This window comes from Acuticoccus mangrovi, from assembly GCF_016411865.1.
GTDB lineage: Bacteria > Pseudomonadota > Alphaproteobacteria > Rhizobiales > Amorphaceae > Acuticoccus > Acuticoccus mangrovi.
In genome coordinates this window covers 100132-118780 of record NZ_JAEKJA010000027.1, presented here as the reverse complement: position 1 = coordinate 118780, position 18649 = coordinate 100132, and the positions used below count along the sequence as shown (strand labels likewise).

The 18649-nt window shown below is 69.1% G+C and carries 17 protein-coding genes; 7 read left to right on the top strand and 10 right to left on the bottom strand.

What is annotated here, in order from left to right; genetic code table 11:
• The 6 genes from JCR33_RS22500 to JCR33_RS22475 form a co-directional block, all read right to left on the bottom strand.
• Positions 1-767, bottom strand: a 767-nt coding sequence (locus JCR33_RS22500; RefSeq protein WP_332461252.1) for a Clp protease N-terminal domain-containing protein, incomplete at its 3' end; no start/stop codon positions are given.
• Between the two features lie 449 nt (positions 768-1216).
• Positions 1217-1939, bottom strand: coding sequence for a DUF4167 domain-containing protein (locus JCR33_RS22495; RefSeq protein WP_198884384.1), 723 nt, complete (start codon positions 1937-1939; stop codon positions 1217-1219).
• Between the two features lie 407 nt (positions 1940-2346).
• Positions 2347-3228, bottom strand: a complete 882-nt coding sequence (prmC, locus tag JCR33_RS22490; RefSeq protein WP_198884383.1) for a peptide chain release factor N(5)-glutamine methyltransferase — start codon at positions 3226-3228, stop codon at positions 2347-2349.
• Positions 3221-4279, bottom strand: a complete 1059-nt coding sequence (prfA, locus tag JCR33_RS22485) for a peptide chain release factor 1 (protein ID WP_198884382.1) — start codon at positions 4277-4279, stop codon at positions 3221-3223. The genes prmC and prfA overlap by 8 nt, the downstream gene beginning before the upstream one ends.
• A gap of 8 nt (positions 4280-4287) precedes the next feature.
• The gene (gene ptsP, locus JCR33_RS22480; protein ID WP_198884381.1) at positions 4288-6552 is read right to left on the bottom strand and encodes a phosphoenolpyruvate--protein phosphotransferase; all 2265 of its coding nucleotides are present in this window, start codon (positions 6550-6552) and stop codon (positions 4288-4290) included.
• Between the two features lie 141 nt (positions 6553-6693).
• Positions 6694-7932, bottom strand: coding sequence for an aspartate kinase (locus JCR33_RS22475; RefSeq protein WP_198884380.1), 1239 nt, complete (start codon positions 7930-7932; stop codon positions 6694-6696).
• Positions 7933-8013: 81 nt separating this feature from the next.
• Here JCR33_RS22475 and ubiG point away from each other — a divergent pair, with 81 nt between their 5' ends.
• The gene (gene ubiG, locus JCR33_RS22470; protein WP_198884379.1) at positions 8014-8748 is read left to right on the top strand and encodes a bifunctional 2-polyprenyl-6-hydroxyphenol methylase/3-demethylubiquinol 3-O-methyltransferase UbiG; all 735 of its coding nucleotides are present in this window, start codon (positions 8014-8016) and stop codon (positions 8746-8748) included.
• Here ubiG and JCR33_RS22465 read toward each other — a convergent pair.
• Genes JCR33_RS22465 through JCR33_RS22450 form a run of 4 tightly spaced genes read right to left on the bottom strand, consistent with a single transcriptional unit; the run spans position 8723 to position 12616 of the window.
• Entirely contained in the window at positions 8723-9481 is a 759-nt protein-coding gene (locus tag JCR33_RS22465) for a type 1 glutamine amidotransferase (RefSeq protein ID WP_198884378.1), read from the bottom strand. The two genes, ubiG and JCR33_RS22465, sit on opposite strands and share 26 nt — an antisense overlap.
• Positions 9478-10503, bottom strand: a complete 1026-nt coding sequence (locus tag JCR33_RS22460; protein WP_198884377.1) for a hypothetical protein — start codon at positions 10501-10503, stop codon at positions 9478-9480. Before JCR33_RS22460 ends, JCR33_RS22465 begins: the two co-directional genes overlap by 4 nt.
• Complete coding sequence (locus JCR33_RS22455; RefSeq protein WP_198884376.1) at positions 10503-11270, bottom strand: SDR family NAD(P)-dependent oxidoreductase; 768 nt, start codon at positions 11268-11270, stop codon at positions 10503-10505. Before JCR33_RS22455 ends, JCR33_RS22460 begins: the two co-directional genes overlap by 1 nt.
• Positions 11271-11272: 2 nt before the next feature.
• On the bottom strand, positions 11273-12616 hold the full coding sequence (locus JCR33_RS22450) for an aminotransferase family protein (RefSeq protein ID WP_198884375.1): 1344 nt from the start codon (positions 12614-12616) through the stop codon (positions 11273-11275).
• Between the two features lie 480 nt (positions 12617-13096).
• Between JCR33_RS22450 and JCR33_RS22445 the strand changes: the two genes are divergently transcribed.
• The 6 genes from JCR33_RS22445 to JCR33_RS22420 all read left to right on the top strand — a co-directional run bounded on the left by JCR33_RS22445 (position 13097) and on the right by JCR33_RS22420 (position 18648).
• Entirely contained in the window at positions 13097-13888 is a 792-nt protein-coding gene (locus JCR33_RS22445; protein WP_232372762.1) for an ABC transporter ATP-binding protein, read from the top strand.
• 99 nt (positions 13889-13987) lie between these two features.
• Complete coding sequence (locus JCR33_RS22440) at positions 13988-15163, top strand: ABC transporter substrate-binding protein (RefSeq protein WP_211110518.1); 1176 nt, start codon at positions 13988-13990, stop codon at positions 15161-15163.
• Complete coding sequence (locus tag JCR33_RS22435) at positions 15164-15877, top strand: ABC transporter ATP-binding protein (protein WP_198884372.1); 714 nt, start codon at positions 15164-15166, stop codon at positions 15875-15877.
• Between the two features lie 32 nt (positions 15878-15909).
• On the top strand, positions 15910-16806 hold the full coding sequence (locus JCR33_RS22430) for a branched-chain amino acid ABC transporter permease (protein WP_198884371.1): 897 nt from the start codon (positions 15910-15912) through the stop codon (positions 16804-16806).
• Positions 16806-17870: a branched-chain amino acid ABC transporter permease gene (locus tag JCR33_RS22425; protein ID WP_198884370.1), complete on the top strand. Its 1065-nt coding sequence runs from the start codon at positions 16806-16808 to the stop codon at positions 17868-17870. Before JCR33_RS22430 ends, JCR33_RS22425 begins: the two co-directional genes overlap by 1 nt.
• Before the next feature lies 1 nt (position 17871).
• Positions 17872-18648, top strand: coding sequence for an SDR family NAD(P)-dependent oxidoreductase (locus JCR33_RS22420; protein ID WP_198884369.1), 777 nt, complete (start codon positions 17872-17874; stop codon positions 18646-18648).
• Position 18649 lies beyond the last annotated feature (1 nt).

Genomic DNA, 18649 nt, shown 5'->3' with positions numbered 1-18649 from the left:
TCGCCGCGATATTTCGCGCCGGCGATGAGGGCGCCCATGTCGAGGGCGAGGAGGGCCTTATCCTTGAGGCTCTCCGGCACGTCGCCGTTGACGATGCGCTGGGCGAGGCCTTCGGCGATGGCGGTCTTGCCGACGCCGGGGTCGCCGATGAGGATCGGGTTGTTCTTGGTGCGGCGCGACAGGACCTGGATGGTGCGGCGGATCTCCTCGTCGCGGCCGATGACCGGGTCGAGCTTGCCGGCGCGCGCGTCCTCGGTGAGGTCGCGGGTGTACTTCTTGAGCGCGTCGTACTGGCCTTCGGCGCTGGCGGTGTCGGCGGTGCGACCCTTGCGCAGCTTGGCGATGGCGCCCTCGAGCGCCTGCGGGGTGACGCCGGCGGCCTTGAGGATCTTGAAGGCTTCGGTGGAGGGCTCGCTGGCGAGGGCGAGGAGCAGCCGCTCGGCGGTGACGTAGCTGTCGCCGGCCTTCTTGGCGAGCTCTTCGGCCTGGTTGAGCACCTTCACCGTGGGGGCGACGAGGTGGAGCTGGCCGGCGCCGGGGCCTTCGACCTTGGGCATGCGGGCGAGGGCGCGCTCGGTGGCGGCGAGGGCGTCGCGCGGGCGCGCGCCCGCGGCTTCGAGAAGCCCGGCCGCAAGACCCTCAGAATCGTCGAGCAGCGCCTTCAGGATGTGCTCGGGCGTGAACTGCTGATGGCCCGCGCCGATGGCATTGGTCTGCGCGGCCTGGATGAAGCCACGCGTGCGGTCGGAGAATTTCTCGATATCCATGGAACCTCCTTGGGCCGGCGGACAGCGGAACTCGAACGCCGGGTTGGGATGGCACGGCGCAGATGCCGCCGCGGGCGCCGCCGGAGAGGCCGACGCCATCCTATAGATAAGGGATAGTTGCCTGGAAAGAAGGCACTTTGTGCGTGTTGTAAGAAAAATTGGCAGGTCGCCGAACGGCCCCAACGGCCAGCGTGCGCGGGCCGATCGCTCCCATGCAGGGCGACCGGGGAACGCGGTCTGCCCGATGAGCGGGCGGTGCGGGCGCGTCGTGCCGCGGATCCCGCGGAGGCTTGCCGGAATGAAAAGGGCGGACCGGGAGGCCGGCCCGCCAGAGCGGATGGAACGAGGGACGATGAGGCGGCCCGTGTCCGGGGCCGCCGGTCGGCGCGGGTGCTTCGTCAGCTCACGGGCCCGGTCGGTTCACGGGCCCGGTGAACTCACGGGCTCGATCAGCTCGTGGGCTCGGTCGCTTCGGGAGCGGCGTCGGCCTCGCTCGCCGTGGTGCGGCGGGTGCGGGTGCGCGTGCTGCGGGTGCGCGTGCGGCGGCGCGGCTTGGGCTGCTCCTCCTCGGCCTCGGCCGTGCTCTCGCCTTCGGCCTCGGCAGCGGCGGCGTTGTCGGCGCTCGGCGCGGCGACGGTCGCCTCGACCTCGCCGGTCTCCTCGCTCTCGGGCTTCTCGTCCTCGGCGGCCTGGTGGGGGGTGCCGTTGGTCTGGACGGTGGCCTCGTCGTCGCCATCCTCGCCGTCGTCGTCGTGGCTGTGCCGGTCGGACCCGTTGGCGCGGATCGCGCGGCGCAGCCCGTCGTCGTCGTCCTCGATGCCGTCGAAGCCGTTGATGGTGGGTTGCTCGCCGCGATAGCTGCGGTCGTCGTAGCGGCCGCTGCGGTCGCCGTCGTCGCGGCGCTCGCGCGCGCCCTGCGGGTTCGACTGCTCGTAGGCCTGGGCGACGATGCGGTAGTAATGCTCGGCGTGCTGGAAGTAGTTTTCCGCCATCACGCGGTCGCCGGAGGACTGGGCGTCGCGGGCGAGCTGGGCATATTTGTCGGCCACCTGCAGGGCGGTGCCGCGGATCTTTACGTCCGGACCGTTGGACTCGTAGGAGCGGGCGAGCGGATTGCTGCTCTTGCTCCGGCTACGACCACGCAGACGCTTGCTCGAATTGTTCGGTCTCATCAGCTCGTTTCTCATCCGGGACACAACGTCGAAACCAAAGGGGGCAGTGCCGCGGAAGGGGAAACGCTGTCCTTCCACGGTTCCGCCGCGCCACGCACGAAGTCCGTGGCCGAGTCCCGTCGGTTCGGTTCGGAGCGCCGCCAGGCAGCGCACCACACGCTCCACCACAATGGACGACCGGGGGAACGAGACCTCTCACGGGCTCGCCGAGAACACACCCGACCCGTCGCCTTCATGGCGTTCGTGATAGCGGTTGCCCCCGTTCCGGGGGCTGGCACACAATGATCCTAGGGCAGCTTCGTTGCCCGGATCCATCGGCCGACGAGCGGACGTTAGCGGTTCGATGTCACATTTCCAAGACTTAATTCGACATCTGCCGCGTCTTTTCCCGCGCGGTCGATTCAATCTTACGCAAACCTAAAAGCAACGGCTCTGGCATCGCCGTTGAGGTCGTCCGCGACGGCGGCAACGCTCAGTCCGCGGGCCTCCGCGACGGCGATCACGGCGTCGCGGGCGGCCGGGTCGATCTCCACGATCAGCGTGCCGCCGGGCTTCAGCATTCCGCTCGCCTGCGAGAAGACGGTGCGGTAGCAGTCGAGCCCGTCCTCGCCACCGTCGAGGGCGAGGCGAGGATCGTGGTCACGAACGACAGGGTCGAGGTCCGCGATGGTCGCCGTGGCGACGTAGGGCGGGTTGGACACGACCATATCGAACACAGGAGCGAGCGGGGCGCCGAAGTTGCCGATGGCGAAGACCGCCCGGTCGGCGAGATTGTGGCGCTCGGCGTTCCTCTCGGCCTCCCGGAGGGCGCCTTCCGCGATGTCGATGCCGATGCCGAAGGCGTTGAGGCGCTCCGACAGGATCGCGAGGAGGATCGCGCCCGTTCCCACACCTAGATCGGCGATGAGGAGGGGAGTTTCAACCGCCGGCAGCAAGGAAAGCGCAAGCTCGACGACAGTTTCGGTCTCCGGACGCGGCTCCAGGGTGTCGCGATTGAGGCGCAGATCGAGCGACCAGAAGGCGCGGCGGCCGAGAATGCGGCCGATCGACTGCCCCGACAGGCGCAGCCGGGCACGCTCGTTGAGCTCGCGCGCCAGCTCCTCCGAGATCGGCAGGCGCGGATTGGCGATGAGCTGGGCGGTCGAGACCCCCAGGGTCTCGATGACGAGGAGACGCGCGTCGAGGTCGGGAGTGGGAAGCCCAGCCTCGCGAAACACGCGTTTCAACGTGGTGTAGAGGCCGGCGAGATCGATGTCGCCGGTGACGGGGAGGGGGCCCTCCTCAACCATCGGCCTCTGCCAGAAGGCGGGACTGATGGTCGGTGGCGAGCGCGTCGATGATCTCGTCGAGCCCGCCCGCCAGCACCTCGTCGAGTTTGTAGAGGGTGAGGTTGATGCGGTGATCCGTCACGCGTCCCTGGGGGAAGTTGTAGGTGCGGATGCGCTCGGAGCGGTCGCCGGAGCCGACCTGGGTCCTGCGGTCGGCGGCCCGCTCGTCGGCCGCCGCCTGGCGCTTCATGTCGTAGAGGCGGGCGCGCAGAACCTCCATGGCACGGGCGCGGTTCTGGTGCTGCGACTTCTCCGAGGAAGTGACGACGATGCCGGTCGGTAGGTGGGTGATGCGCACGGCCGAGTCGGTGGTGTTGACGTGCTGACCGCCGGCCCCGGAGGCGCGCATCGTATCGATGCGGATGTCGTTCGCGGGAATGTCGATGTCGACGTCCTTGGCCTCGGGCAGCACGGCGACGGTGGCGGCCGACGTGTGGATGCGCCCGCCCGATTCGGTGACCGGCACGCGCTGCACGCGATGGACGCCCGATTCGTATTTCAGGCGGGCGAAGACGCCCTCGCCCCGCACGGCGGCGATGATCTCCTTGAAGCCGCCGGCCTCGCCCTCCGACATCGACATCACCTCGACCTTCCAGCCGTGCTCGCCGGCGTAGCGCTCGTACATGCGAAAGAGATCGCCGGCGAAGAGGGCGGCCTCCTGGCCGCCGGTGCCGGCGCGCACCTCGAGGATGGCGCTCTTGGAATCGGCCTCGTCCTTCGGCAGCAGGGCGACGCGGATCTCGTCGGCGAGCCGGTCGATCGTCTCGACCACGATGGGGCGCTCGGCCTCGGCGAGCTCGGCGAGCTCGTCGCCCGACCTCAGCAGCTCGTCGATCCCGGCGAGCTCCTTCTCCGCCTCGCGCAGCGCCGAGACGCTGCGCACGAGCGGTTCGAGCTCGGCATATTCGCGCGAAAGCTCCACGTACTCGTCGGCCTTGGGGCCGGCGGCCATACGCTGTTCTAAGATATTGAAGCGGTCGACCACTTCGTCGAGCCGCTGACGCAACATCATCAAAGGTCCTAGACTGGAATGTCGTTCGCATCCACGAAACGCGACAGGATGTGACGAATGTCGTCGTTTCCGCGGCCGGCTTCAAGCCTTGGCCACAATCGTGCGCGCAATCGTCCAAAATCGGTCGCTCGGATGGCCGCCTTGACGGGTCCGATGGCGGCCGGCGGCATCGACAGATGGGTGTAGCCGAGGCCGACGAGGCACAGTGCCTCGAGCGGTCGGCTCGCCACGTCGCCGCACACGGTGACCGGCACGTTGGCGGCGTCGCACTTGTCGGCGATGTGCTTCAGCATCCGCACGAAGGACTGGCTCAGAATGTCGAACCGGCCCGACACGCGCATGTTCGAGCGGTCGGCCGCCATCGAGAACTGGTAGAGGTCGTTGGTGCCGACGGACACGAAATCGGCGACAGCGAGCAGCTCCTCGAGCTCGAAGAGCAGCGAGGGGGTCTCCAGCATCACGCCGAGCTTGGTCGCCTCCGGCAGCGTGTAGCCGTGCTGGTGCAGGAACTTGCGCTCGCGATCGACGAGGGTGCGGGCGGCGTTGAACTCGGCGACGGTGGTGACCATCGGGAACATGAGCTTCAGCTCGCGCCCGCCGGCGGCGATGAGGAGGGCGCGGATCTGGGTGCGCAGCAGCCCCGGTCGGTCGAGGCCGAGGCGGATGGCGCGCCACCCCATCGCCGGGTTCTCCTCGTCGACGTTGCGCAGGTAGGGCAGGATCTTGTCGCCGCCGATGTCGAGCGAGCGGTAGGTGACCGGCAGGCCCCCCGCCATCTCGTTGATCTTGCGGTAGAGCTGCTCCTGGGCGTGCATCCGCGGCAGCGACGGGGCCACCATGAAGAGCACCTCGGTGCGGAACAGGCCGACGCCGGCCGCCCCGGACTCCTTGAGGTGGTCCATGTCGGCGAGCATGCCGGCGTTCATCGACAGGGTGACCTCGATGCCGTCCCGGCTCGCCGCCGGCAGATGGCGCAGGCGCCGATATTGGGCCTGGCGGCGGGCGCGGAAGCGCACCTTCTCGGCGAAGACGTTCTCCACCTCGGCCGAGGGGCGGATGTGGATGTCGCCGCCGTCCGCGTCGACGATGATCGCCTCGCCCGATTCAACCAGCGAGGTGACCTCGGCGACCTGGCCGACGGTCGGAATGCCGAGGGCGCGGGCGATGAGGGTGACGTGGCTCGCCGGCGTGCCCTCCTCGAGGACGAGGCCGCGGATACGGGCCCGGTCGTAGTCGAGAAGCTCCGCCGCGCCCATCGAGCGGGCGACGAGGATCGCATCCCCCGTGACCGAGGCGAGCGAGGTGGAGGAGCGGCCCATCAGTTCGCGCAGGAGGCGGTTGGCGAGATCGTCGAGGTCGTGCAGGCGCTCGCGCACCATGCGGTCGGTGGAGCGCATCAGACGGGCGCGGTTGTCGGTCTGTACCCGCTCCACCGCGGCCTCGGCGGTGAGGCCGGAGCGCACCACGTCGGCCATCTTGCGCGCCCAGCCGCGGTCCTGGGCGATCATCAGGAAGGCTTCGAGCACGTCGCGCGAGGCGCCGGAGGCGGCGACGTCGTCGCGCGAGAGGTGGGCGACGAGCGTGCCGCGCACCTTCTCGAGCGCCGTCTCGAGCCGGTTCAACTCGTGCTCGACATCATCGTTGAGGAGGCGGGTGACGACGACGCGCGGCTCGTGCAGCACCACGCGGCCGAGGCCGACCCCCTCGTTGAGCGTCACGCCGGAGACGTGGATCTGACGGCGGATGTCGAGGGCGGCCGTCGGCTGGGGGATCTTGTCGAGGTCGCCGGTGCCGGCGATCTCCGCGATCACCATCGCCGTCGTCTGCAGCGCCTCCACCTCCTCGTTGTCGTAGCGGCGGGGGGTGCGGTTCTGCACCGTCAGCACGCCGAGGAGGCGCCCGGCCCGCAGGACCGGAACGCCGAGGAAGGTGTTGTAGTCCTCCTCGTTGGTCTCCGGCAGGTAGGCGAAGGAGGGGTGCGAGCGCGGGTTGATGATGTTGAGCGGCTGGGCGGTCTTCGCCACGCGGCCGACGAGGCCCTCGCCGAGCCGCAGCCCGGCGCGGTGCACCGCCGTCGGGTTCAGCCCGTGGGTGGCATAGAGCTCCAGAACGTCGTCCTGGCGCAGGATGTAGAGCGAAGAGACCTCGGCGACCATGTTGTCGGCGATGATACGCACGATCTGGTCGAGCCGGGCCTGCGCCTCCATCGGCGCCGCCATGACGGCGTGCAATTGCTTGATGAGCTGCCTGGGGCCGGCGAGCGTGTCGCGCATCGGTCCTCCCGCGCTAAGGGGGCGTTCAACCATTGGTCCACAGCCGGTTGAAGCATACACGTCCCAGCCGTGCAGCGAAATAAATCAAAGTTTGGGCGTGCGGTCCTGCCGCGGCCGATCCGCACGCCCACGTGATGCAATTTAGTGAGTGAGTTTGTCGAGACCATAGACGCCGTGCAGCGTGCGCACGGCAAGCTCGGTGTAGGCGGCGTCGATCAGCACGGAAATCTTGATTTCCGAGGTGGTGATGGCGCGGATGTTGATCGACTTTTCGCCGAGCGCCTGGAAGGCGGTGGCGGCGACGCCGGCGTGCGAGCGCATGCCGACGCCGATGACGGAGACCTTCACCACCTCGGTGTCGCCGACCATCTTGGCGAAGCGGATGGTGTCGCGCGCCGTCTCGAGCACGCTCATCGCCCGCTCGTACTCCGACTGGGGGATGGTGAAGGTGATGTCGGTGGTCGACCCGTCCTCGGAGATGTTCTGGACGATCATGTCGACGTTGATGTTGGCCTCGGCGAGGGGGCCGAACACGCGGTGGGCGACGCCGGGCGCGTCGGGGACGTCGCGCAGGGTGATCTGCGCCTCGTCGCGGGAGTAGGCGATCGAAGTGACGGTTTCTGATTCCATGTCGGTATCCTCGCCGGTGATGAGGGTGCCGGGCGGTGCGATGACGGGGTCGGCGAAGCTGGAGCGGACCATCAGCGGCACATCGTAGACCATCGCGAGCTCGACGGAGCGCACGTGCAGGACCTTGGCGCCGAGAGAGGCCATCTCCAGCATCTCTTCGTGGGAGATTCTCGGTAGCCGGCGGGCGCTCTTCACGATCCGCGGGTCGGTCGTGTAGACGCCGTCGACGTCGGTGTAGATGTCGCAGCGGTCGGCCTTGATGGCGGCGGCGATGGCGACGGCCGTGGTGTCGGAGCCGCCGCGGCCGAGGGTCGCGATGCGGTTGAGCGGCGAAATCCCCTGGAAGCCGGCGATGACGGCGACCTGACCACGCTCGAAGCGCTCGATGAGCGCCGCGCCGTTGATGTCGGCGATGCGGGCGCCGCCGTGGGCCTCGTCGGTTTTCAGCGGGATCTGCCAGCCTTGCCAGGAGCGGGCCTCGATGCCCATCGACTGCAGCACGATGGCGAGAAGGCCGGAGGTGACGTTCTCGCCGGAGGAGACGACGGCGTCGTACTCGCGGGCGTCGTGGAGCGGGGCCGCCTCGCGGCAGAGCGCGACGAGGCGATTGGTCTCCCCCGCCATGGCGGACACGACCACGGCCACCTGATGGCCAGCCTCGACCTCGCGCTTCACGTGCGCGGCGACGTGGCGGATGCGGGCGATGTCGGCGACGGAGGTGCCGCCGAACTTCATGACGATACGGGACATGGAAAAGGATCTTGTGCGTTGCGACGCGGTGGAAGGCTGCTAGCTAGCAGGGGTAAGGCTCGCAAACAACCAAGGTCCGACATGGCAACGATCGATCAGGCGGAAGTCGACAAGTTCGACCGCCTCGCCGCGGAGTGGTGGAACCCCAACGGCAAGTTCAGGCCGCTGCACAAATTCAACCCGGTCCGCCTCACCTTCCTGCGCCAGACGCTGTGCCGCCATTTCGAGCGCGAGCCGCGGCTCGAAGCCCCGCTCGAGGGCCTGCGGGTGCTCGACATCGGCTGCGGCGGCGGGCTCCTCGCGGAGCCTCTGGCGCGGATGGGCGCCGACGTCGTGGGGGCGGACGCCGCGCCCACCAACGTCGAGGTCGCCAAGCGCCACGCCGCGATGACGGGGGTGAGCGTCGACTATCGCGCCACCACCGCCGAGGCGCTGGCGGAGGCCGGCGAGACCTTCGACGTGGTGCTCGCGATGGAGATCGTGGAGCACGTGGCGAGCGTGCCGGAGTTCGTCGCGGCCTGCTCCGCGATGGTGCGGCCGGGCGGCATCACGGTGTTCGCCTCGATCAACCGCACGCTGAAGGCGTTCGCGCTCGCCATCGTCGGCGCCGAATATGTGCTGCGCTGGCTGCCGAAGGGCACCCATCAGTTCGACAAGCTGGTGCGGCCGGAGGAGCTGCGCGAGGCGTTCGAGGCCAACGCGCTGATGGCGCACGACCCGGTGGGCGTGGTGTTCAACCCGCTGAAGGACGAGTGGGGCCTCTCGGGCGACGCCGACGTCAACTACATGATCATCGCGGTTCGGCCGGAAGGCTGAGGCGCGCCTTCACCTTGTCCATCCAGGCGGCGGTCACCTTGAGGGCGAACGCCTCCTGCGCCGCCTGGTAGCGGGCGAAGTCGGCGGGCTGGCGCGCGCGCGGGTCCGGACCGCCGAGGTCGGCGAAGAAGGTGGGGTTGTGCTCGTCGATGCGCGCGTTCCAGGCGCCGACGATCTCCGGTGTCACCTCGTGGTGGCACTGGAAGGCGTAGGTCGCCGCGCCGAGGCGGAAGGCCTGGTTGGCGACCACGCCGCCGGCGAGGAGGGGGACGGCGCCGTCGGGCAGGTCGAAGGTGTCGCCGTGCATCTCGAAGAGGTGGACGGGGGAGGGCGTGCCGGCGAGGAGCGGGTCGTCGGCCGCCGCGGCGGTCGGCACGAGCGGGGTGAAGCCGCACTCGAAGACGCCCGCCCGGTAGACCTTTGCGCCGAAGGCGTGGGCGATGACCTGGGCGCCGAGACAGGAGCCGAGGACCGGCTTGCCGGCGGCGTGAAAGCTCCGCACGAGCTCTTCCATGTGGCTGAAATACGGGCGGTATTCAGCCTCGTAGACGGCCATCTCGCCGCCGAAGACGACGATGCCGTCGTAGCCCTCGTGGCTGTCGGGCATCGCCTCGCCGAGGCGCCGGTTGCGCCACTCGAAGCGGCCGCCGGCGGCCTCCACGGCCCGACCGATGGAGCCGGCCTCGAAGGTCTCCATGTGGTAGGCGCTCGCAAGCGCGAGGATGGTGGTCATGGCTCGTCGTTCTCCGGCGGCGTGGCGCCCACGTCCCTATAGGCCGATTGCGGCACCGCGGAAGGGTCCTTGTAGATGCGCCAGGTGCAGACCGCCTTGTCGCGGTCCTGCGGCCACACCGGCGGGGTGACGACGCGGGCGGGGAAGCCCATCACCTCGATCGCCTTCTGCTGGCCGAGGCGGCAGCAGTGGGTGCAGTAGAGGCACACGCCGGGCCGGTTCCAGGCCCAGTCGTGCCGCCCCTCCACGAGGCGGTGGCCGTAGGGCGGCTCGACGCGCGGCGGCGTCCCGTCGGGCGCGGTGTCGAAGGTGCGCCCGCCCGAGCCGCAGGGGGCGAACTCGAGGGCGATGGCGTCCCCCTCGTCTCGGATCGCGATGGCGCCGCCGCGCCCTGCCCCCGGCATGTGGCCGCGCAGGGCGAGCACCGCCATGTCGACGAGCTGGCCGCGGGAGACCTCCCAAGGCTGCGCGGCGAGGGCGAAGCGGCGATAGTTCGGATACCAGACCGCCATCGCCCGGTCCCAGAAGTCCACCACGGCCTGCTCCGAGAGGAAGCGGGGCACGAGGGCGAGGAGCTCGCACACGATGTCGCACTTGATGTCGTGGTCCTCGCGCCAGTGGCGCGCGGCGGTGGCGACGAGGTCCGCGGCGGCCCCGTCGCGGGCGGCGCAGAGGCGGCGGATCTCCTCCACCTCGCCCCGATAGCGCGCCCATCCCGCCGCGAAGTCGAAGCGCTCGGTGCCGGCGACGAGGCGGTGGATGCGTATCTCCTCCGCCGCCACCTTCTCAGGGGCGGCGCCGCGCTCGAGGAGGAAGGCCGGCAGCATCGCGGCCCACTCGGTGAAGGCCTCCTGCGGCTCCAACGCCTCCTCGAGGAGGTAGGCGGCGAGGGCGGCGGCGTCCTCGAAGCGGCCGTCGCCGACCGCCTCGATGGCGAGCTCGTGGGTGGAGCGCTGCAGCTCGGCGAGATCGCCGGCGCGGAAGGTGAGGCCGAGCGCCTCGTCGCGGCGGAAGAGGGGCATCAGACGAGCTTGGCGAGAAGGCCGCCATCGACGGGCAGGTCGACGCCGGTGATGAAGTCGGCGGCATCCGACAGGAGGAAGAGGCACGCGTCGGCGACGTCCTCGGGCCGGCCGACGCGGTGGAGCGGGGTGCGGGCGGCCATCCTCTCGACGCGGGCGGGGTCGGCGTAGATGCCGTCGGTCATCGGCGTCCAGATCGAGCCGGGGGAGACGGTGTTGGAGCGGATCCGGTCCGCGCCGAGCGAGATGGCGAGGCTGCGCGAGAGGGAGATCACCGAGGCTTTCGACACCTGGTAGGCGTCGAGCGGGCCGTCGACCATGGCGTTGTCCATCGAGCGCACGCCGACGACGCTCGCGACGTGCACCATCGAGGCGGGCGTGGCCCCCCGCATCGACGGCACCACGGCGCGCACCAGGTGGACGATGGCATCGAGGTTGATGTCGAGCGTCGTGCGCCAGTGGGCGAGGTCCATGTCGACCACCGAGCCGTCGCGGCCCCACATCGCGACGCCGGCGACGTTGGCGAGGTGGTTCACCGGGCCGAAGCGCGCCGTCGCGTCGGCGACGATGCGGGCGATCGCGGCCGGATCGGCGAGGTCGGCTTCGGCGTAGAGGATGGCGTCGCCGTGGTCGTCGTAGGCGGCGGGGCGGGGCTTAACGTCGATGACGGCGACCTTCGCGCCCTCGGCGAGGAGGCCCTCGGCTACGGCGAGGCCGATCCCGCCGCCACCGCCGGTGACAATGGCGACGCGGTCGCGAAAGCGCATCGTCAGGCGAGATTCCGGCGGGCGACGACGTCGTTGATGGCGGTTTCCATCACCGCCACCGTCTCGTCGATGTCGGCGGGAGTGGCGATCAGCGGCGGGGCGATCTCGATCGCGGTGCCGGCGATGCCGACGAGCACGCCGAGCTCGAACATGCGGTCGGCGACGGCCTTCACCGTGCCGTCGGCGAAGGCGGCCTTGGTCGCCTTGTCGGTGGTGAAGTCGACGGCGTGCCAGTGGCCGAGCCCGCGCACGTCGCCGACGATCGGCAGCGGCAGAATTGTCTTCTTCAGCGCGTCCTGGAAATAGACGCCGTTGGCGAGCGCCTTGTCGACGAGCCCCTCGCGCTGCTTGATGGCGATGACGGCGAGCGCGGCCGCGGCACAGGCGGCGTGGCCGGAGAAGGTGTGCACGTGGCGGAAGTGGGCGATGGCGTCGGCGATCGCCGGCGTCGTCACCACCGCGCCCATCGGGGCGTAGCCCGCGGTCAGCGCCTTCGCCGTCGTCATGATGTCGGGCTCGACATCATAGTGGCGGTTGGCGAACCACTTGCCGGTGCGCCCGAAGCCGCAGATCACCTCGTCGATGATGAGGAGGACGCCGTATTTGGTGCAGATCTCGCGCACCCGCTCGAAATAGCGCTTGGGGGCGATCTGCACGCCGTTCGCCTGCATCACGGGCTCGGCGATGAAGGCGGCGACGAGGTCGGGGTCCTCGAACTTGATCTGGGCTTCCAGATAGTCGGCGCAGAGATCGAAATAGGCGTCGGGGTCCATGCCGAACTCGTTGCGGTAGCACTGCGGGTTCGGGATGAAGCTCGCGCCCGGCACGCGCGGGTCGGAGACGTCGGCGACGGAGAGCCAGTCGGTGACCGAGAGCGCCCCCATGGTGGCGCCGTGATAGGCGTTCCAGCGGGAGATGACCTTGTAGGCCTTGGGCTTGTTGCCGCTGCCCTGCTGGTACTGCTTGGCGATCTTGAGGGCCGACTCCACCGCTTCCGATCCGCCGCTCACGAAGAAGACGCGCGAGAGGTCGCCGGGGGCGAGATCGGCGATCGTCTCGGCGAGGCGGATCATCGGCTCGGAGGTGAAGTTGGCGGTGCCGCCATAGTGCATCTTGGCCGCCTGGGTGGCGTAGGCCTCGGCGATCTCCGTGTTGCCGTAGCCGAGCGAGTTGGCGCGGGTGTGGGAGGAGATCATGTCCTTGATGGTCTTGCCCTCGGCGGTGGTGAGGGAGAGGCCCTTGCCTTCCAGGAACACCATCGGCCCGGTGCGGTGGACCTCGGCGGCATCGATCATCGGGAAGATGCAGTGGTCGAGGGCGCTCTGTGCCAGGCTGTTGCTGAGCATCGACGGGCTCCGTGATTGCGGGAGGCCTGATCCGGTCCGGATCATTGGTTTGAAGGACAGACCAATTGTCGGCCACTGTCAATCCATCACTCGCGCCGGCGGCGGGAGGCAGCACTTTCGCGCTCGCGGCTAAGATATTGAAATCGCGAGTTTTTGCGATGAAATCGACATGCCCTGCGGGCGATTGGCTGCTATTTTGCATGGCCTCGGCAGGTCAATCGGCGTGCGATCGAGGCGGTGACGTCGCGTCTCCGCCCGCACGCCGAACCGGTCCGAATTACCGGGCACGTTGCGGCGTACGAATGTGTCGAGTTTTAGTGTAGTGCTATGAGTTCATTGATATATCGACCAGATTGGCCAAGCGTCGGGCTGTCTGTGGAGGCGGCCGGGTCGCGATGGGCGCGGTTGACAAGTGACGGCAATTTGGTCTGATTTGTAGACCATGCTGGTTTGAGCGGCATGACCAAACGGAGTGCAGGCTTGGCGGCCATCCCGCATACCACCCCGGATCCGGCGCGCGCCGGCGTCGCGGCCCTGCCGGCGACGCTCGCGATCGAGGGCGTGTCGAAGCACTTCGGCGGCGTCTACGCCGTGCGCGACGTGTCGCTCACCTGCTCGGAAGGGGAGATCGTGGGACTGATCGGCCCCAACGGCGCCGGCAAGACCACGCTGATGAACCTCATCTCCGGCACGCTGACGCCCGACCAGGGCGACATCAGCCTCGGCGGGGTGTCGCTCAACGGCGCGTCGCCGGCCGATTGCGCCATCGCCGGCATCGCCCGCACCTTCCAGAATATCCGCGTCTTCCACCGCCTGACGGTGCGCCAGAATATCGAGGTGGCCTACACCACCTATCTGCGCCACCGGGCGCACAAGCGGGCGTCGCGGTCGATCGAGGAGATCATGGAGCTGATCGGCCTCGCCGGCGACGGCGACCTCAAGGCCGGCACGCTCCCCTACGGCAAGCAGCGGCGCGTGGAGATCGCCCGGGCGCTGGCGCTCGCGCCCGACATCCTGCTCCTCGACGAGCCGGCCGCGGGCATGAACGAAGCCGAATCCGTCGGCCTTATCGATTCGGTGCGGGCGATCCGCGACCAGTTCGGCTGCGGCGTCGTCGTCATCGACCACGACCTCAAGTTCATCATGCGCGTCTCCGAACGCATCAACGTGATGCACATGGGCGAGCTGATCGCCTCGGGAACGCCGGACGAGGTGCGCGTCAACAAAGAGGTCATCGAGGTCTATCTCGGGACGAAATCTGCCGTGAGTTGAACAACCGGTCCGGCCCGGGCCGCGGTGGGGGGCGACCCCCGCGCGGCTGCCAACGGCATGACGGCGGCGGGACCCATCGCGAGAGAGGGAATGGACATCATGAACGACATGACGAGGACCCGCCGCGGGGCCGTCGCGGTGCTCGCCGCCTCGGCGATGGCGCTGTCGGCCGCCGCACCCGCGCTGGCACAGGACGACGACATCGTCATCGGCTACGCCGCCGCCGTCACCGGCGCGCTGGCCCCCTACGACAGCCCCGACGGAGTGCGCTGCCGCATCGATCAGATCAACGAGGCGGGCGGACTCCTCGGCGGCCGCAAGCTCCGCCTTGAGCTGCGCGACATGAAGTCCGACAGCGCGCTGTCGGCGACCGCCGGTCAGGAGCTTCTCGACCTCGGCGTCTCCGCCATCCTGTCGCCGCCGACGGACGACATGTCGATCCCCATCGCCGCGCTGGCGATGCCGACGGGCACCCCGGTGCTGACCGTCGCCTCGACCCAGCCCGCCTTCCCGATGGCGATGCCGATGAACGCCTATCTGGTCCCCTACGGCGACAACGCCGCGGCGGCGGCCGCCGCCCAGCTCGCCATCGACATGGGCTACAAGACCACCGTGCTGATGGTCTCCCACGACGTCGGCTCCTACTCGCTGGTGACGCCGGAATATTTCGGTGACGCCTTCGAGCATCTCGGCGGCAAAGTGCTCGGCAAGATCAACTACAACTCCGGCCTCTCCGACTATTCGGCCCAGGTCGCCGAGATCCAGAACATGGATCCGAAGCCCGATGTGGTGTTCGGCGCCTTCATCGTGCCCGAAGCGGGCGTGTTCCCGCGCCAGATGCAGGCGGCGGGCCTCGAGATCCCGATCTTCGGCACCGACGGGCTCGACGATCCGGGCGTCATCGACATCGGCGGCGCGGGCGCCGAGCTCGTGAAGTTCACCACCCACGGCTTCCCGACCGAGGGATCGGCGCTCGCCGAGTTCTACGCCGACTGCAAGGCGCGCGGCTATCAGATCGAGAACATCTTCTTCGGCCTCGCCGGCGATTCCGTGACGATCATCGCCACCGCCATCGAGGCGGCGGGCTCGGCCGAGCCCTCGGCGATCAACGACGCCATCAAGGAAATCGCCGATCTCGAAGGCATCACCACCGATTCCATCACCTACAAGGACCGCGGCGGCGTGCCCCTGCGCAACATGGCGATGGTCGAGATCAAGGACGGCAAGTTCACCCTCATCAAGAAGGTGATGCCCGACTACATCCCGGCGCCCTGAATGCTCAGCCTGAGCGACGTCTCGGTCAACTACGGGGTCATCCAGGCCGTCCGCGGCGTCAGCCTCAACGTGGAGGAGGGCGAGATCGTCGCCCTTCTCGGCCCCAACGGAGCGGGCAAGACGAGCCTCGTGTCGTCCGTCGTGGGCATCGTCCCGGTGTCGGGCGGCCGCGTCACCTTCAAGGGCGAGGACATCACCCGCGTGCCGGTGGAGGGGATCGTCGCGCGCGGCCTGACCCTCACCCCGGAGGGACGGCGGGTGTTCGCCGGCCTGTCGGTCGCCGAGAATCTGCGGCTCGGGGCGGCGACGCGGAAGGACCCCGTCGCCACGGAGCGGGACCTCAACACCTATCTCGACATGTTCCCGATCCTGAAGGAGCGCTACCACCAGACGGCGTCCACCCTGTCGGGCGGCGAGCAGCAGATGCTGGCGATCGCCCGCGCGCTGATGTCGGCCCCGACGATGCTGATGCTCGACGAGCCCTCGCTCGGCCTCGCCCCGCGCATCGTCGACCGGATCTTCGAATTGATGCTGGAAATGAAGAAGTCCGGCCTCACCATGCTCGTGGTGGAGCAGAACGCCTCCGAGGCGCTCGCCTTCTCCGACCGCGCCTACGTCCTTGCCTCCGGCAGCGTCGTCTACGAGGGCGCCGCCAAGGACCTCGCCGCCTCCGATCAGCTCATGGAGGCCTATCTCGGCACGGGCGTCGCCTAGGGCCGCGGGTCGCTTCCGAACAAGGCATAGAGATGGAATACGTCATCCAGCAGGCGATCAACGCGCTCAGCGTCGGCGGCGAGTATGCGCTCCTGGCGCTGGGGCTCGCGATCGTCTTCTCGATCATGAACCTCGTGAACTTCGCCCACGGCGAGCTAATCACCCTCGGCGGCTATGCGATGTTCTTCGCGGCGGCGACGTTCGTCGGCAACCCCGTGCTCCTCCTGCCGATCTGCGTCCTGACAGCGGTGGTGGCGGCGATGCTGTTCGAGCGCATCGCCTTCCGCCCGGTGCGCAACGCCCCCGCCACGACGGGGCTTCTGACGGCCTTCGGCGTGTCGATCGTGATCCAGAACGCGCTGGTGATCTTCGTCGCGACGCGGCCCAAGCCGGTGCCGGTGCCCTCCTGGATGCAGGGGACGATGAGCTTCGGCGGCTTCAACCTGCCGGTGGTGCAGATCCTCGAGACCGGCGCCACGGTGTGCGCCGTCGCCGGCCTGGTGCTCCTCCTGACCCGCACCAATCTCGGCCTCGCGATGCGCGCGGCGGCGAAGGACTTCACCGTGGTGCGCCTGATGGGCATCCAGGCGAACCGGGTGATCCTCGGCGCCTTCGCGGTGTCGGGCTTCCTCGCCGGGCTCGCGGCGGTGTTCATCCTCGCCCGCCGCGGCGCGGTCGACCCGCTGATGGGCTTCACCCCGGTGTTGAAGGCGTTCGTCGCCTGCGTCCTCGGCGGCTTCGGCTCGCTCCTCGGCGCGGCGGCGGGCGGGCTCGTCCTCGGCATCCTGGAGGTGGTGCTCCAGGCCACCTTGCCGTCCGACGTCGCCGGCTTCCGCGACGCCATCGTCTTCCTGCTCGTCGGCGCCGCGCTCATCTGGCGGCCCACCGGCCTCCTCGGCACCCGCGCCGAACTCGGAGACAAGGAATAATGGATCTCGTCCGCCAGACCCTTTTGCGCACGCTGATCCCGGCGGCGATCCTCGTCGCCATCGCCATCCTGGTGATGCGCTACGGCCAGCCCTACCAGATCCGCGTCGGCTACGTGTTCTTCATCAACCTCACCATGGTGGTGGGGCTGCAGATCTTCATGGGCAACTCCGGCACCGCGAGCTTCGGCCACGCCGCCTTCTCGGGGATCGCCGCCTACACGGTGGCGATCCTCATGACGCCGCTGATGCTGAAGCGCACGCTGATCCCCGACGCGCCGTTCAACCTCGACCAGGTGGTGCTCGGCCCGATTCCCTCGATCATCCTGGCGCTGTTGGTGACGGGCGTGGTCGCCTACGTGGTCGGCCTCGCGATCAGCCGGCTGAAGGGCGTCGGGGCGGAGATCGGCACGCTCGCCTTCCTGGTGATCGTGCACGTGGTGTTCACCAACTGGATCGAGCTCTTCCGCGGACCGCGGGCGTTCTACGGCATCCCCATCATCTCCAATCTGTGGTGGGGGCTCGGGGCGTCGATCATCGCGGTGTTCGTCGCCAAGCTGTTCCGCGACTCCAAGTACGGGGTGCAGCTTCGCGCCTCGTCCGACAACATGCTGGCGGCGAAGGCGATGGGGGTGCCGGTGGACCGGCTGCGGCTCATCGCCTGGACGCTGTCGGGCATCGTGGTGGGGGCGGGCGGCGTGCTCCTCGCCACCAATCTCGGCACGATCGCGCCCACCTCGTTCTACTTCAACCAGACCTTCCTGATGATGGCGATGCTGCTTCTGGGCGGCATGCGCAGCGTGTCCGGGGCGGTGTGCGGCACGATCGTCATCGCGCTCGGCTCGGAGATCACGCGCACGCTGGAGAGCGGGCCGGTCCTCCTCGGCATCGACTTTCCGGAGATGTTCGGGCTCACGGGCTTCTTCCTCGGCGCGGTGATCGTGCTGGTGATGGCGTTCCGGCGGGAAGGGATCCTCGCGGGCGAGGAGTTCGAGGACATCTGGGACGACATGACCCGCAGGCTGCGGCGCGACAAGGCGCCGGCCGCCGCGCTCGACGAGCGCTGAGATGCGGCTCGGCGGCAAGACGGCCGTCGTCACCGGCGCCGGCAACGGCATCGGCGAGGCGGCGGCGCTGACCTTCGCGAGGAACGGGGCGCGGGTGGCGTGCGCCGACATCGCCCTCGCCGCGGCGGAGCGGACGGCGGCGGCGATCGCGGCCGCCGGCGGCGAGGCGATCGCCGTCGGCGTCGACGTCGCCTCCGCCGACAGCCTCGCGGCGATGATCGCGGCGGTGGACGCGCGCCTCGGCGGGGCGGACGTCTATTTCAACAACGCCGGCATCGTCCATCCGGCGGACGGCGACATCGCGACGACGCCGCTCGAGGCCTGGGCGAAGACGATGGCGGTGAACCTCACCGGCGTGTTCCTCGCCTGCCAGCTCGAGGTGCCGGCGCTCGTCGCGCGCGGCGGCGGGGTGATCCTCAACACCGCCTCCATCGTGGCGCTGATGGGCTCGACGCCCTCGCAGATCGCCTACACCGCTTCCAAGGGGGGCGTCGTGGCGATGACGCGGGAGATCGCCGTCGCCTACGCGCGGCAGGGCATTCGCGCCAACGCGCTGCTCCCTGGCGTGACCCGCACCGCGATGGGCGAGGCGATCGTGAAGGACGCCGCAGGCTTCGCCTTCCGCCGCGCTCACATGCCCATGGGCCGCCTCGCCGAGCCCTCCGAGATCGCCGACGCCGCGGCCTATCTGTGCAGCGACGAGGCGAGCTACATCACCGGCCAGGCGCTCTCCGTCGACGGCGGCATGACGGCCGCCTATCTCTGCCCGACCGACTGAG

Coding starts and splice junctions, on each gene's coding strand:
- JCR33_RS22495 (WP_198884384.1), bottom strand. CDS start 1,939: ATGAGACCGAACAATTCGAGCAAGCGTCTGCGTGGTCGTAGCCGGAGC.
- prmC (WP_198884383.1), bottom strand. CDS start 3,228: ATGGTTGAGGAGGGCCCCCTCCCCGTCACCGGCGACATCGATCTCGCC.
- prfA (WP_198884382.1), bottom strand. CDS start 4,279: ATGATGTTGCGTCAGCGGCTCGACGAAGTGGTCGACCGCTTCAATATC.
- ptsP (WP_198884381.1), bottom strand. CDS start 6,552: ATGCGCGACACGCTCGCCGGCCCCAGGCAGCTCATCAAGCAATTGCAC.
- JCR33_RS22475 (WP_198884380.1), bottom strand. CDS start 7,932: ATGTCCCGTATCGTCATGAAGTTCGGCGGCACCTCCGTCGCCGACATC.
- ubiG (WP_198884379.1), top strand. CDS start 8,014: ATGGCAACGATCGATCAGGCGGAAGTCGACAAGTTCGACCGCCTCGCC.
- JCR33_RS22465 (WP_198884378.1), bottom strand. CDS start 9,481: ATGACCACCATCCTCGCGCTTGCGAGCGCCTACCACATGGAGACCTTC.
- JCR33_RS22460 (WP_198884377.1), bottom strand. CDS start 10,503: ATGCCCCTCTTCCGCCGCGACGAGGCGCTCGGCCTCACCTTCCGCGCC.
- JCR33_RS22455 (WP_198884376.1), bottom strand. CDS start 11,270: ATGCGCTTTCGCGACCGCGTCGCCATTGTCACCGGCGGTGGCGGCGGG.
- JCR33_RS22450 (WP_198884375.1), bottom strand. CDS start 12,616: ATGCTCAGCAACAGCCTGGCACAGAGCGCCCTCGACCACTGCATCTTC.
- JCR33_RS22440 (WP_211110518.1), top strand. CDS start 13,988: ATGAACGACATGACGAGGACCCGCCGCGGGGCCGTCGCGGTGCTCGCC.
- JCR33_RS22435 (WP_198884372.1), top strand. CDS start 15,164: ATGCTCAGCCTGAGCGACGTCTCGGTCAACTACGGGGTCATCCAGGCC.
- JCR33_RS22430 (WP_198884371.1), top strand. CDS start 15,910: ATGGAATACGTCATCCAGCAGGCGATCAACGCGCTCAGCGTCGGCGGC.
- JCR33_RS22425 (WP_198884370.1), top strand. CDS start 16,806: ATGGATCTCGTCCGCCAGACCCTTTTGCGCACGCTGATCCCGGCGGCG.
- JCR33_RS22420 (WP_198884369.1), top strand. CDS start 17,872: ATGCGGCTCGGCGGCAAGACGGCCGTCGTCACCGGCGCCGGCAACGGC.